Source organism: Halomonas sp. BC1 (assembly GCF_002078135.1).
Lineage (GTDB): Bacteria > Pseudomonadota > Gammaproteobacteria > Pseudomonadales > Halomonadaceae > Vreelandella > Vreelandella stevensii.
In genome coordinates this window covers 58530-71175 of sequence record NZ_LFGS01000005.1, presented here as the reverse complement: position 1 = coordinate 71175, position 12646 = coordinate 58530, and the positions used below count along the sequence as shown (strand labels likewise).

The window sequence follows — 12646 nt, the reverse complement described above, 5'->3', positions numbered from 1 at the left end:
GATAACCCGCTGGGTCGCCACGCCATCCTGCTGGCCATGCCGAGCTACCTGATCCACGGCACCAATCGCCCTGACGGCGTCGGCATGCGTGCCAGCCGTGGCTGCATTCGCATGTACCCGGAAGATATCGAGTCGCTCTACGAGCGTCTGCCCAGCGGCACTCAGGTCAACCTGATGGATGCTCCCTTCAAGGCAGGCTGGGGGGCTGACGGCACGCTGTTCGTGCAGTCGTACCCACAGCTGGAGGAGAACGTCGAAGGCTCAGAGCCCCTGCGCGAGGCCATGGAGCGTTTGAACGCCCTGGTGGAAGACCAGGTGGATATCGACGAAGCCCAGATCCAGCGTGCCATCGCCGAGCCTGACGGTCGCTTCGTTGCGCTCTACGGCCCGCAAGCCGCCGCTGAAGAGCCACAGCCCGAAGCCCAGCAGCCTCAGCTGGAAGGCATTCTGGGGGATATCGAACTGTCTACCGTGGTTCGCATCGAAGGCGACGCTTAACGCCTCACGGGCCGTCTCTGACGGCCCAGCCCTCTGCTGATCACGCAAAAAAACCCCGCCAGATGGCGGGGTTTTTTCACATCCAACAGCAGCCGTTGGGTTCTTGACGAACCTGACGGCCCAGGCAGAATTACTTCTGCATGGAACGCTGGAACATGCGGTTCATTTCTTCACGGTTCTGCTCAGACATCTGCAGGGCAGCTTGCGCGTCGCGCTGAGCCTGGTTTGCAGTGTTCAGAGCCTGTGAAGCCATGCTGCGAGCTTCTGCAGCGTCAGCCTGTGCAGATTCAGCAGTCATGCGAACTTCTTCCAGAGCGCTGGTAGAAGCACAGCCAGCCAGGATTGCCAGAGAAGCGGCAGCGGCGGTCATTTTCAGAGCAGTCTTAAGAGTCATGATGTTCTCCTTGAGTCTTCCTTGGGTACTACGTTTAAGGGTATGACAAAAAATAAAGCTAAATTATTAGCTTAGATTTGTCTACCTGCGATGCAGGTTCTTTTCACCGACTTGTACCAGGGTTACCCGTAGGGTACGCAAGTCAAACGCTGTTTTATAATAGACCACAGCGGTTGTCTATAGTCGCGTGTCCAAAAACCTGGAACTTCCTTCAACAACATAAGCCTAGCGGATCACCACGCGTGTGCCAACTCCTACTAGCTCGGCAACCCGCTCGATTTGCTCATTGGTCACTGCCACACACCCTTGGGTCCAGTGGAAGTTGCCATGGATATCGGGGTCTCCTCGGCCAATGCCGTGAATCCCAATGGCTCCCCCCAGCGCGGTATCCTGCGGTGGGGAGCCGTAACGGCGATAGTGGTCGAAATAGGCCTCGTAGTCCGCCTGGGAGTAGATGCCTTTTTCGAGCGCCATGCGCGCGTGAGGTGGCGTAGGATAATCGATACCAATGAAGATATGCCACTGGCTTTCGAAATTAAATCGATTAATTCTAAACTCACCCAGCGGCGTCACGTTACCGCCGCGTATACGGTGGGTCCTGGCGCCGCCACGGCCGAGCGATACCGGCGCAAATCGCTCTACCAGGGCATGGCCGCGAAACACGCTAAGCGTCGCTTCCTTGTCGTCTACCAGCACCCACACCTCGTTGCTGTGACGGGGCACGTCTGCTCTGGCCAGCAAGGTGGCGACCAGATCGGTAGACTCGTAATCAGGCAGGGCACTGGTAGCCGCTGCACTGGCCACTACAGGCCAGCCCAGTGCCAGCGCCAAAAATCGGCGACGGTTTACAGGCATCATTGTTGCTCTCGAAAATGGGTCAGCGCGAAAGGCAAGGCACGGCTGGCCAATAACGCATGGATGGGTACTGTTATACCCTATTCATGCGGCTTTTGTCAGCGTATCGACTCTTCAATAAACGCCCAAAATGCCTGCTATCTCAACCGCCAACTGTGCTTCAACGTAACACCCTGTCAGACGCCTTCCAGCTCCTGCAGGCTGGCCACCAGCTTGCGCGCTTCGGCGGCATGCCCCTGGGCCAGGGTCGTGAAGAACGTCTCTTCTGGCGCCACCTTGGCCCGCGATGCACGATGTTCATAGAGACGCTGAAGCTGATGATGTGACTCCACCGCCGTGGCGGTCAGCTCGTCCAGCGATCCGGCCACGTCCTGCTCGGCCAGCGCCTCCAGCAGCGGAGGCTGAGGGAAGTCACCCGATTCGTCGAACCATAGCTCCAGCACTTCACGCTGATCCGACCCATCATGAAACAGCGCTTCGAGCCCAGACTTCATGGTCAACTCGCTGCTGGCGAGGTAGTTGAGCGCCATGGCAAGACGCTCGTGCTCGGCGGCATCGGCCGCGGCACTGTACTGGCGCGCCATGCGCGCGTGGTAACCGGCGGCCCACTCCATGAGATCCTTCACCTGGTTGTATCGCATCCTTGCCTCCTGTTGAGTAACGTACTCCATAGCATGGTCATGATCGGCAATTTTTCAAGCCTACCACTCGACGCTGGTCTCCCTGAGCATGGCGATTTCACGCTTCGCCGCTTGCAAATGCTCTAGCAACTGCTCACCCAGCGACGCCTGGGCACCTACCGCAATCATGGCCGGGTTATGCACATGACGACGGGCTGCGCCCTCGTCGCCATGCAGTTTTTCGAGCTGACCAACCAGCCATGCCAGCCAGCTATCCGGGCGTTGCAGCTCGTCGCGCAAGCGCTGCAGCTCGGCCAGCGCAGGGCCGTCGCTGGCCAGCAGGCGCTGCCAGTCATGGCTTGGCAGACGAGCGTGCTCGGTAACCTCTTTCAGCAGCGACGCCAGCGCCAGCTCGAACAGCGCCAGCGCGCCCTCCTCCAGCGCCATCTGACGGGCGGGGGCATGCTCATCGTCGCCCACCGGAAGCCCAATCATCAGTTCGGCTTGATAAAGGAGCTGGTTAGTACGCGAACGGGCACTCACTTGCGCTTGTCCTCCACGTGCCATTTACCGCCTTCGTAGGTGGCTTTCCAGCCCGTGGCCTTGCCCTCTTCGTCGGTCATCACGTACTGCTCTTTATTCTTGCGCGAATAGCGAATCTGCGCCGGACGGCCATCCGGGTCTTCGCTGGGCGCCTTGAGCAGGAAGTGGTACTTCTCGGGCAGCTCATCGGCATGGGCCTTCAGCTCTTGCACCAGCGGCGGGCGAGTTTCACGGTTCTTGGGGAACTTGCTGGCTGCCAGGAACAGGCCACTAGCGCCATCACGCAGCACGTAATGGTCTTCCACCTTCTGACAGGCCAGCTCCGGCATGGGAATCGGGTCCATCTTGGGCGGTGCCACTTCGCCACTGCGCAGCAGCTTGCGGGTGTTCTTGCACTCGCTGTTGGTACATCCGAAATACTTGCCGAAGCGCCCGGACTTGAGCTGCATGTCCGAACCACACTTGTCGCATTCGATCAATGGGCCGTCATAGCCCTTGATCTTGAATTTACCGCTCTCGACTTCGTAGCCATCGCAATCCGGGCTGTTGCCGCAGATATGCAGCTTGCGGGTTTCGTCGATCAGGTAGTTGTCCATGGCCGTGCCACACTTCGGGCAGCGGCGCTTGGCGCGTAGCGCATCGGTTTCTGCCTCTTCACCGGCATCTTCAGCCACGGCTTCTTCACCGGGAATGAGATCGATGGTGGTCTTGCAACGCTCCTTGGGCGGCAGGTTGTAGCCACTGCACCCCAGGAACACACCAGTGGAAGCGGTTCGAATCTGCATCTGACGGCCACAGCTGGGGCAGTCGATGTTGGTCGGTACCGGCTGGTTGGGGCGCATTCCCTCGTCGCTCTCGGCCTTGGCCTTGGCCAGCTCATGACGAAACTCTTCGTAGAAGGCATCCAGCAGCGCCCGCCAGTTGCGCTCACCCTCGGCGACTTCGTCCAGGCTGTCTTCCATCCGCGCCGTGAAGGAGTAATCCATCAGGTCCGGGAACGACTCCTTGAGGCGCTCGGTGACGATATCGCCCAGCTTTTCGGCATAGAAGCGGCGGTTTTCCAGCTTCACATAACCCCGATCCTGAATCGTGGAGATGATCGAGGCATAGGTAGAAGGTCGCCCGATGCCCTGCTTCTCCAGCTCCTTGACCAGGCTGGCTTCGGTGTAACGCGCAGGCGGCTTGGTGAAGTGCTGCTGAGGGTCGAGCACTTCAAGTCTCATGGGCGTGCCGGTGGGCAGGTCGGGGAGGGTCTGATCCTCGTTCTTGCCGGTCGGCTTCATCACCCGGGTGTAACCATCGAACTTGAGCACGCGCCCTTTGGCACGCAGTTCGTAGCCATCGACTTCGACATTGAGGGTGCTGGAAAGATATTCCGCCGGGGTCATCTGGCACGCCACGAACTGCCGCCAGATCAGCTCATACAGGCGCTCGGCGTCACGCTCCATGCCCACCAGATCCGTGGACTTGCGCTCCACGCTGGAGGGGCGAATCGCCTCGTGGGCTTCCTGTGCGCTCTCTTTGCTGCTGTAGCGGTTGGGCGCTTCGGGCAGGTAGCGCTCCCCATACTCATCACCAATAAACGAACGCACGCTCTCGACCGCATCCTTGGACAAATTGGTCGAGTCGGTACGCATATAAGTGATGTAGCCAGCTTCGTAGAGCCGCTGGGCCATGGTCATGGTCTTCTTGACCGAGAACCCTAGCCGCCCGCTGGCAGCCTGCTGCAGCGTCGAGGTAATGAAGGGAGCGGTAGGCTTGGAGCGTGTCGGTTTGTCTTCGCGAGACGTGATCGACAGTTTGGCTTTGCGCAGCTTGGCAATTCGCTCCAGGGTCTCTTTTTCCGAGGTGGGGCGGAAGGCCTGACCATCCTGCCGCGCCAAAGCAAAACGCACCAGCTCGCCCTCCGGCGAGACCAGATCCGCATGCACGTCCCAGAACTCTTCGGGAATGAAGGCGCGAATTTCCCGCTCACGTTCGACGATCAAACGCACGGCCACCGACTGTACACGGCCGGCAGACAGGCCACGGGCAATCTTGGCCCACAGCAGCGGCGAGAGCATGAAGCCCACGACCCGGTCGAGGAAACGGCGCGCCTGCTGGGCTTCCACGCGAGGAATGTTCAGTACGCCGGGGGTCTTGAAGGCATCCTGAATGGCATTCTTGGTGATTTCGTTGAACACCACGCGTTTATAGCGGCTGTCGTCACCACCAATGGTTTCCCGCAGGTGCCAGGCAATGGCCTCCCCCTCGCGGTCCAAATCCGTGGCGAGGTAGACGGCATCGGCTTTTTCGGCCAGCTTCTTCAGCTCGGCAACGACCTTCTCCTTGCCGGGCAAAATGTCATAGTTGGCTGCCCAGCCATTGTCCGGGTCGATGCCCATACGGCGAATCAGCTGGGTGTGGGCCTTGCGCTGCTTGTACTCGGCTTTCTCTTCCGCTGACATCTTGCGCGTAGCCGCGGCCTGGCGAGCGCGCTCCTTTGGGTCGGAGGCCACCTTGCCCGAGCCGCTGGTCGGCAGGTCACGGATGTGACCCACGCTCGACTTCACGATGAAATCGTTGCCGAGATACTTATTAATCGTCTTCGCTTTCGCAGGCGATTCGACGATGACCAGTGACTTGCCCATAGTGCTCCACTTTCCTGATGCCGAGGCGTGATCGCCACGGCGCTAAGTACGTTGTCGCCCCACATTATGCCTTGGCGACCATGAGAAAAATGCGCCTACCCTACCCCAGCCCTTGCCCAAGCGCTAGTAGCAACCTGCATCAGGCTGCACCCCATGGCGAGGCACATCCCGCTCGGGAAGGTGTCGGTATGACGCCTAGCGTTTTTTTATATCGAGTAGCTAGACACTAGACTGCCGCTTGACACTCGGCAACCCAAAGCCACACCCACTAACCAATCGCCCCCGCTAAAAAGCGGGGGCGTGATCGGCGGTAGCGCGAGGCGGCTAGCGCTTGCGAGACGTTCCGCGCCGCCCATTGGCTGGCCTGGCCGCTGGCTTTTTAGCCGCCGCTGCAGAAGCGGGTGATGCCGCCGTGGGCTCGGCATCCGTGGTGGTTGCAACCTCGGTGCCAGTGGCGGCCTCGGCCTTGGTCTCAGATTCGGGCTCAGCGCTGGCGGCAGTCGCAGGCAGCGCAGGGCGCGCTTGGCCAAACAGCGCCTTGACCTGCTCGAAACGCTCGGCGGCGTGCTCGGTCAGCTCACCGCTGGCCGAGAACACATGCTCCAGATGCTTGATATGCCCATCGATGGCCACATTGTCCTCACCTTCCAGCAGCACGGGCAGCGTGCTCAGGGCCTGTTCACGATCCAGCTTGAGAATGAAAAACTGCTCGCGCACCATACGCTTGAACTCGCTCAGCGAGCTGCTGGGCTCGAGCTCCGCGCGGGAGGCGCGCAACCGCTTGAAGTTGCGCTCGTCGGTGGCGGGCGCACCGCCCAGCACGTAGATCACCGCTCGCATCACGGCTGCATGCGGGCCACCTTGGGTGATTTGCTTGCGCAGCTCATCCTGCTGATGCTGGATGAAGCGACGATGCTCCGGCTCGGCACCCGGACGGCGGCGATGCACATGGGCATCGCCATACAAACCAACGGCCGCCTGCAGCAGTGGCTGGCCATAGATATCCATGAACAGCCGCTCGGTGCTGCTGTCCCTGAAATCGCGCCAGGCATTGAGGCTGGCGACGATCTGGTCCGAGGCCATGGTTTCGAAGGCCTTGAACACGTTGTCCTGCCCTACCGGCTCACGGTGCTTGCGCACGTAATCAGCCATCACCGGCAACGGCACGCTCAGCGGGTTGCGGTCCGACAGCAGCTTGTAGCCCAGCCGAATGGGGTGCATGCGCCGGATCCAGCGCGCGGCTTCTGGCGTCATCACCGCCTGCAACCAGGGCTGCATATAAATCCGATACAGCCCCAGATTGATCTCCGAGATGCGTGCAACGGTGGCGAAACGGCGGTCATCTTCGGGCTTGTGCATGACTTCCCGATCCAACTCCTCGAAGTTGCGCTGATTGAATTCGAGCAGGTAGTCACGCTCGATCAGCTCGGCATCGGCTCGTTCACTGGCATGAGAAATCGTCGTTTCGTAAAGCCCTGGCGGCATCACGTCGATGTAATCCATATTGGCCGTGAATTCGGAGTGTTCCTTGCGGGAAACGCTGCCGGAAACGAAGATCCCCAGATGGCCCGTGGTGTCATGCAGGCAGTAGATGATGGTCTGGTCGTTGGCGATGATGTCCTCTTCGCCTTCGTACAGGTCACGAATCCATCCCAGCGCCTGCGGCGGCGGCGTGATGTCGTCGCCACGGGAGCAGAACACCACCACCGGCGAGCGCACGTTGCGCAGATCGATGCGTCGTCCGTCGCGGGTCACCAGCTGGGCCGTGGAGAGCCGGTTGCCCACGAACAGATTATCGACGATGTACTGGATTTCTTCTCCACCCAGCACCACGTGCCCCCCCCACCAGCGTTCGAACTCAAGATAACGCGAGGTTTCGGTGTCGATATTGGCATACAGGTGGTACTGCTTTTTCCAGTAGGTGTTGGCCGGATTCAGGCGCTCGAAGTTCTGCACCAGCCAGGCGCCATCGAACAGGCCATTGCCCATGTCACTGGTCAGCGCCGTGATCCAGCTACCGCCCACCATGCCGCCGGTATAGCGCATCGGCGCCTTGCCGTGCTCGCCCGCCCAGTAAGAGAGCGGCGCACCGGCAATCAGGATGGGTCCGAACACGTCGGGCTCCAGTGCCGCCGCCATCATGATCTGCCAGCCCGCCTGACAGTTGCCGACGACCATCGGCTTTTCAGTGGTTTCTGGATGCAGCTCGATGACATGACGCAGGAAAGCGATTTCGGCTTCGACCACATCCTCGACCGTTTGGCCGGGCTCGGGAAAGGGCAGAAAGCCAATGAAGTAGCAGGGATGGCCTGCCTTGAGCGCCACGCCCAGTTCGCTGTCGGGCTTGAAGCCGCCGATGCCTGGGCCATGCCCGGCCCGTGGGTCGACCACCACGAACGGGCGCTTGCTGGGGTCGGTGACCGTATCGCCCTTGGGCAATACACGCAGCAGTTCGTAATTGGTCGGGTTGGGCAGCGTCCGTCCGTCCATCAGCCCTTCGGTATCGAACCCCAGCACGTTGGGCTTGGTCTGCTCCATGTGGGCCAGATACTGGTTGCCCCGTTCGCGCATCACATCCCAGTACAGCACGTTGCGCTCGACGCTGTCGCGCCAGTAGCTCAAGGCAGCACGCCCAAACCCGAACGGGTCGACCAGGCTCGTCAGCGCGCTGTTGCCCAGAGTGGGGGAAAGCAGGGGATTAGCGAGAAAGTTCATAGAGTCTCCCGTGGGGTTGATGCGGGGCACCAAGCCCGAAGCCATGATGCTGCAATGCAATATAGTTTAGGCCACTCCTTGCCAGACGTCGATCATTAACCATGCATGAACCTGTGTAACAACCTATGCATGAACCATCCACCGACAGCGATTCAAGGCGTTAGCGGGCAAAGGATGGTAGCATTTTGGCATGGACCCACGCGCCTAGGCGTCCTTGACGCTGACCCGGCACGTTTATCTCGAGGTGGTTATGTCATCCCCGTCGCTGCTCAACCGCTTGACGTTTCGCCAACTGCAGGTGTTTCAGGCCGTACATCGCCAGCGCTCGTATTCGCGTGCCGCCGAACAGCTGGGCCTGACTCAACCCGCCGTGAGCGCCCAGATTCGCCAGTTGGAGCAGGCGCTGGGGCAGCCGCTGTTTCGCTATGCCGGTAAAACCCTGCATGTACTGCCTGCGGCGGATACGCTGGCGCTCTCCACTCGGGAAATCTTCGGACAGCTCTCGCGCCTGCAGATGCACCTTTCAGATATTAACGGCAAGATCAGCGGCAAGTTGAGCATTGCAGCGGTTTCTTCTGCCCAATACGTGGTGCCCTATCTGCTGTCACGCTTTCGCGCCCGCTACCCCGATGTGCAGCTACGCCTGAAAGTATGCAACCGCAGCCAGGCACTGGAGCGCCTCGCCGACCAGCAGGATGACGTGGTCATCATGGCCATGGTGCCGGAGGACGATGGGCTGGTGGTCATGCCGGTATTGGAAAATGAGCTGGTGGCCGTGGTATGGCCGGAGCATCCGCTGCTCCAACTGGCCAACCCTACCCTCTCGGACTTTGCCCGCCACTATGTATTGATGCGTGAGCCGGGGTCAGGCGTGCGCAGCGCCTTCGAGCAGCTGGCGGTCGATCAGGAAGTCGGGCTGCCCCACCGTATCGAGCTGGGTACCAACGAAGCGATCAAACAAGGCGTGATGGCGCATCTGGGCGTGGCGGTACTGCCGCGCATGGCCATTCAGCTGGAGCTGGAACAGGGGCTGCTGGCCACGCTGGCGCTGCCCCACTTTCCGATCCGCCGCGCCTGGTGCACCGTCTATCGCCGCGACCACTTCCCCACGCCGGTGGCGGAGCTGTTCTTGCGTTTCACCCGCGAACACCTCAGCGAGCTGCGTGCGCATTTCCAGGCGCCCCCCAGCCCCCTCCCCAGCCACGGCGTTTCCTGCTTGCCAGGCCTGAGCGTCGAACAGACCCCGTGATGCGCGACGGTGTCTTGTTGATTGCCAGGTATGTTACATTATCTACCACCTACGTATCAGTTAGCGTGACTCGAGGCTCTCTCCTATGAGCAACACCCCTTCCCAGCGCGTGCCCAGCGGCGAAAAATTCCGCAACGAACACGGCATGACGGTGATCAAGGACGGCATGAAGCAGCGCAAGGCACAGGCCGATGCGCCCGCCCTTGAACGCAAGCCCAAATGGCTGCGCGCCCAGATTCCAGGCGGCGAGCGTTTCGAAGCCGTCAAGAAAAACGTATCGACTCACCGGCTGAGCACGGTGTGCGCCGAATCCCACTGCCCCAACATGGGCGAGTGCTGGAGCAACGGCACCGCGACCATCATGCTGATGGGCTCCGTCTGTACCCGCGCCTGCCGCTTCTGCGCGGTGGACACCGGCAACCCCAAGGGATGGCTGGACAAGGAAGAGCCCGAGAATACCGCCAAGTCCGTCGAGCTGATGGGCCTGCGCTATATCGTGCTGACCTCGGTCGACCGGGATGACCTGGAAGATGGCGGTGCCACGCACTACGCCTCGTGCATTCGCGCCATCAAGGCACGCACCCCCGAGGTCGTGGTGGAGGCTTTGACGCCGGATTTCGACGGTGATCAGGCCGCCATCGAGCGCGTGGTCGACTCCGGCCTGGAAGTGTTTGCCCAGAACGTGGAAACCGTGGAGCGGCTGACCTCCAAGGTACGCGACCCGCGTGCCGGTTACCGCAAGACGCTGGATGTACTGGCCCACGCCAAGCGCCACCGCCCGGACGTGATCACCAAGACCAGCCTGATGCTGGGGCTGGGCGAAACGGAAAAAGAGATTCTGCAGACGTTCGACGACCTGCGCGCCATCGGTGTGGATATCGTCACGCTGGGGCAGTACCTGCGCCCCACCAAGAACCATCTGGCAGTAGAGCGCTATGTCACGCCAGAAGAGTTCGAGCGCTATCGCGTGCTGGGCCTCGAAAAGGGCTTCATGGAGGTTCCCTCCGGCCCGCTGGTACGTTCGAGCTACCGCGCCGACCGCGTGTTCGAAAAGAACAACCTGGGCCTGGCCGCCCCTGCCGCAGTGCCTGGCCAGGAAACCGACAGCAACCGTATTCCGGCCTTCAACGTCGGCTGATACCCCGCACGACTGTCACCGGCATGCCCTTTCAGCATGCCGGTGAGCCCGTCTTTTGCAGCACTTACTCGATCACGACGCCGAATCCACCAGCGATCGGCCTAGCTGCTCCGCCAGCGCCAGGGCCAGTGCGCCCCCGATATCTGCGCCATCATCTAGCGTCACCAGATCGCCCAAGCGCGTTACCTGCATGCCTGCGTAGCCACAGGGGTTGATGCGCCCAAACGGCGACAGGTCGCCGTCGACGTTTAGCGCAACGCCGTGGTAGCTGGCCCCTCGACGAATGCGCAGCCCCAGCGATGCAATCTTGGCCTCCCCCATCACCGTGCGGGTATACACGCCCGGCGCATCCGGCTTGGCCCAGGCATCGACACCAAGGCGGGCCAGCACGTCGATCACCGCATTTTCCAGGGCGCTGACCAGCTCACGCACACCGATCCTGCCACGCCGCACGTCCAGCAACGGGTAAAGCACCACTTGCCCAGGCCCGTGGTAGGTCACCTGACCGCCACGGTCGGTATTGACCACCGGGATATCGCCCGGCATCAGCAAATGTTCGGGTTTGCCCGCCTGCCCTTGGGTGAAGACCGGGTCGTGCTCGACCAGCCAGAACTGGTCGGGCGTATGCTCGTCACGGCAGTCGGTGAGCTCACGCATGGCTTCCCAGACAGGCTGGTAGGGCCGGCGCCCCAGGCGGTGCAGCTCGATGGGTGCGGGGCTCATGTCACACCACCATGTGCACGCGGCCCGTGGCTTTCAGCTCATCGAACAAGCTGGACAGCTGTTGTTCACCGGTAGCCACGATGGTCACCCGTACCGATTGGAAGCGGCCATTGCGACTATCCACCACCTGCAGGGTGGTTTCGTCGAAATCTGGCGCGTGCTTGACGATGACCTGGCATACCCAAGCGGGAAAATCATCCGCCGCATCGCCTACCACCTTGAGCGAGTAGTCGCAGGGAAAAGTGACCCTGGGCGGCTCACTGACCGTGGCGGGCTGGCGCAGGTCACGCAGCGGAGATTTGGTATCTTTTTTCATGAGTTGCCTATCTATGACGAATGCTAAAACGAATGAAACCCTGACGATGACGCCAGAGCTTCTGATTGTGACAGGGAGGCTAAAACACCACAGGCAGGCCATGTTGGCCTGCCCCGCGTGCTCAAGGCTCGTCAGCTTCTGAAGTTGCCGATCAGATTGCTGAAGAAGCGCTGCACCTGATCGAAGAAGCGCTTGAACAGGCCACCCTCTTCCACGTTTTCCAGCGCCACCAACTGGCGCTCGCCGACCATTTCGTCACCCAGGTAGACTTCCAGAGTACCGACTTCGTCGCCAACGGCGACGGGCGCACTCAGGTCGCTATCCAGATTTAGACGCGCGCGCAGCTCTTCGTTGCGGTTGCGCGGTAGCGTCATGAAGACTTCACCATCGACACCCACGCGTAGCTCATTGGTGTCACCACCCCACACCCGCGGCGTGGCCAATACGGCACCGCGCTCATAGAGCTTCATGGTTTCATAGAAGCGGAAGCCGTAGCTGAGCAGCTTCTGGGTTTCCTGGGCGCGAGCTTCTTCGGAGCTGGTGCCCATGACCACGGAGATCAGACGCATATCATCACGCAGCGCAGACGATACCAAGCCGTAACCCGCTTCGGTAGTCCAGCCGGTTTTCAGGCCATCCACTGAAGGATCGCGCCACAGCAAGCGGTTACGATTGGGCTGATCGATGCCGCCAAAGGAGAAGTTACGCTGTGAGTAGATAGCGTAGTGGTCAGGGTAGTCGTTGATGATGTACTGGGACAGAATGGCCATGTCCCGCGCCGTGGAGTAGTGCTGGTCACCCGGCAGCCCTGTGGCGTTCTGGAAATTGGTATTGTGCATGCCCAGCCGCGTGGCATGCTGGTTCATCAGGTCGGCAAAGGGCGCTTCCCCCCCGGCCAGATGCTCGGCCATGGCCACACTGGCATCATTGCCGGACACGATGATGATACCGTGTAGCAGGTCATC

The 12646-nt window shown here is 60.8% G+C and carries 12 protein-coding genes; 3 read left to right on the top strand and 9 right to left on the bottom strand.

Going from position 1 to position 12646, the window contains the following annotated elements; genetic code table 11:
- Nucleotides 1–498, top strand: a 498-nt coding sequence (locus B7L72_RS04915) for a L,D-transpeptidase family protein (RefSeq protein WP_176212837.1), incomplete at its 5' end; no start/stop codon positions are given.
- A 130-nt stretch (nt 499–628) separates the two neighbouring features.
- Here the strand turns inward: B7L72_RS04915 and B7L72_RS04910 are convergent.
- The 6 genes from B7L72_RS04910 to B7L72_RS04885 all read right to left on the bottom strand — a co-directional run bounded on the left by B7L72_RS04910 (nt 629) and on the right by B7L72_RS04885 (nt 8255).
- On the bottom strand, nt 629–892 hold the full coding sequence (locus B7L72_RS04910) for an Lpp/OprI family alanine-zipper lipoprotein (protein ID WP_016914087.1): 264 nt from the start codon (nt 890–892) through the stop codon (nt 629–631).
- Between the two features lie 225 nt (nt 893–1117).
- Nucleotides 1118–1750, bottom strand: a complete 633-nt coding sequence (locus B7L72_RS04905) for a L,D-transpeptidase family protein (protein ID WP_081192921.1) — start codon at nt 1748–1750, stop codon at nt 1118–1120.
- 173 nt (nt 1751–1923) lie between these two features.
- Complete coding sequence (locus B7L72_RS04900; protein WP_016914089.1) at nt 1924–2388, bottom strand: hypothetical protein; 465 nt, start codon at nt 2386–2388, stop codon at nt 1924–1926.
- 60 nt (nt 2389–2448) lie between these two features.
- The gene (locus tag B7L72_RS04895) at nt 2449–2910 is read right to left on the bottom strand and encodes a DUF6586 family protein (protein WP_081192919.1); all 462 of its coding nucleotides are present in this window, start codon (nt 2908–2910) and stop codon (nt 2449–2451) included.
- The gene (gene topA / locus B7L72_RS04890) at nt 2907–5540 is read right to left on the bottom strand and encodes a type I DNA topoisomerase (protein WP_081192917.1); all 2634 of its coding nucleotides are present in this window, start codon (nt 5538–5540) and stop codon (nt 2907–2909) included. Before topA ends, B7L72_RS04895 begins: the two co-directional genes overlap by 4 nt.
- A 324-nt stretch (nt 5541–5864) precedes the next feature.
- Nucleotides 5865–8255 carry a DUF3141 domain-containing protein gene (locus tag B7L72_RS04885; protein WP_081193107.1) on the bottom strand — a complete coding sequence of 797 codons (2391 nt, stop codon included), beginning with the start codon at nt 8253–8255 and terminating at the stop codon, nt 5865–5867.
- A gap of 250 nt (nt 8256–8505) precedes the next feature.
- Here B7L72_RS04885 and B7L72_RS04880 point away from each other — a divergent pair, with 250 nt between their 5' ends.
- Complete coding sequence (locus B7L72_RS04880) at nt 8506–9504, top strand: LysR family transcriptional regulator (protein WP_039179984.1); 999 nt, start codon at nt 8506–8508, stop codon at nt 9502–9504.
- Between the two features lie 85 nt (nt 9505–9589).
- Nucleotides 9590–10642, top strand: a complete 1053-nt coding sequence (lipA, locus tag B7L72_RS04875) for a lipoyl synthase (RefSeq protein WP_081138933.1) — start codon at nt 9590–9592, stop codon at nt 10640–10642.
- 72 nt (nt 10643–10714) lie between these two features.
- Here the strand turns inward: lipA and lipB are convergent, their stop codons facing one another.
- From lipB to B7L72_RS04860, 3 genes are all read right to left on the bottom strand, one after another.
- Nucleotides 10715–11365, bottom strand: a complete 651-nt coding sequence (gene lipB, locus B7L72_RS04870; RefSeq protein ID WP_081192915.1) for a lipoyl(octanoyl) transferase LipB — start codon at nt 11363–11365, stop codon at nt 10715–10717.
- A gap of 1 nt (nt 11366) precedes the next feature.
- Nucleotides 11367–11681 (bottom strand): HP0495 family protein, encoded by a 315-nt coding sequence (locus tag B7L72_RS04865; protein WP_081192913.1) that lies wholly within the window; start codon nt 11679–11681, stop codon nt 11367–11369.
- Nucleotides 11682–11812: 131 nt separating this feature from the next.
- Nucleotides 11813–12646, bottom strand: an 834-nt coding sequence (locus B7L72_RS04860; RefSeq protein ID WP_081192911.1) for a D-alanyl-D-alanine carboxypeptidase family protein, incomplete at its 5' end; no start/stop codon positions are given.

Coding starts and splice junctions, on each gene's coding strand:
- B7L72_RS04905 (WP_081192921.1), bottom strand. CDS start 1,750: ATGATGCCTGTAAACCGTCGCCGATTTTTGGCGCTGGCACTGGGCTGG.
- B7L72_RS04865 (WP_081192913.1), bottom strand. CDS start 11,681: ATGAAAAAAGATACCAAATCTCCGCTGCGTGACCTGCGCCAGCCCGCC.
- topA (WP_081192917.1), bottom strand. CDS start 5,540: ATGGGCAAGTCACTGGTCATCGTCGAATCGCCTGCGAAAGCGAAGACG.
- lipB (WP_081192915.1), bottom strand. CDS start 11,365: ATGAGCCCCGCACCCATCGAGCTGCACCGCCTGGGGCGCCGGCCCTAC.
- B7L72_RS04910 (WP_016914087.1), bottom strand. CDS start 892: ATGACTCTTAAGACTGCTCTGAAAATGACCGCCGCTGCCGCTTCTCTG.
- B7L72_RS04880 (WP_039179984.1), top strand. CDS start 8,506: ATGTCATCCCCGTCGCTGCTCAACCGCTTGACGTTTCGCCAACTGCAG.
- lipA (WP_081138933.1), top strand. CDS start 9,590: ATGAGCAACACCCCTTCCCAGCGCGTGCCCAGCGGCGAAAAATTCCGC.
- B7L72_RS04885 (WP_081193107.1), bottom strand. CDS start 8,255: ATGAACTTTCTCGCTAATCCCCTGCTTTCCCCCACTCTGGGCAACAGC.
- B7L72_RS04900 (WP_016914089.1), bottom strand. CDS start 2,388: ATGCGATACAACCAGGTGAAGGATCTCATGGAGTGGGCCGCCGGTTAC.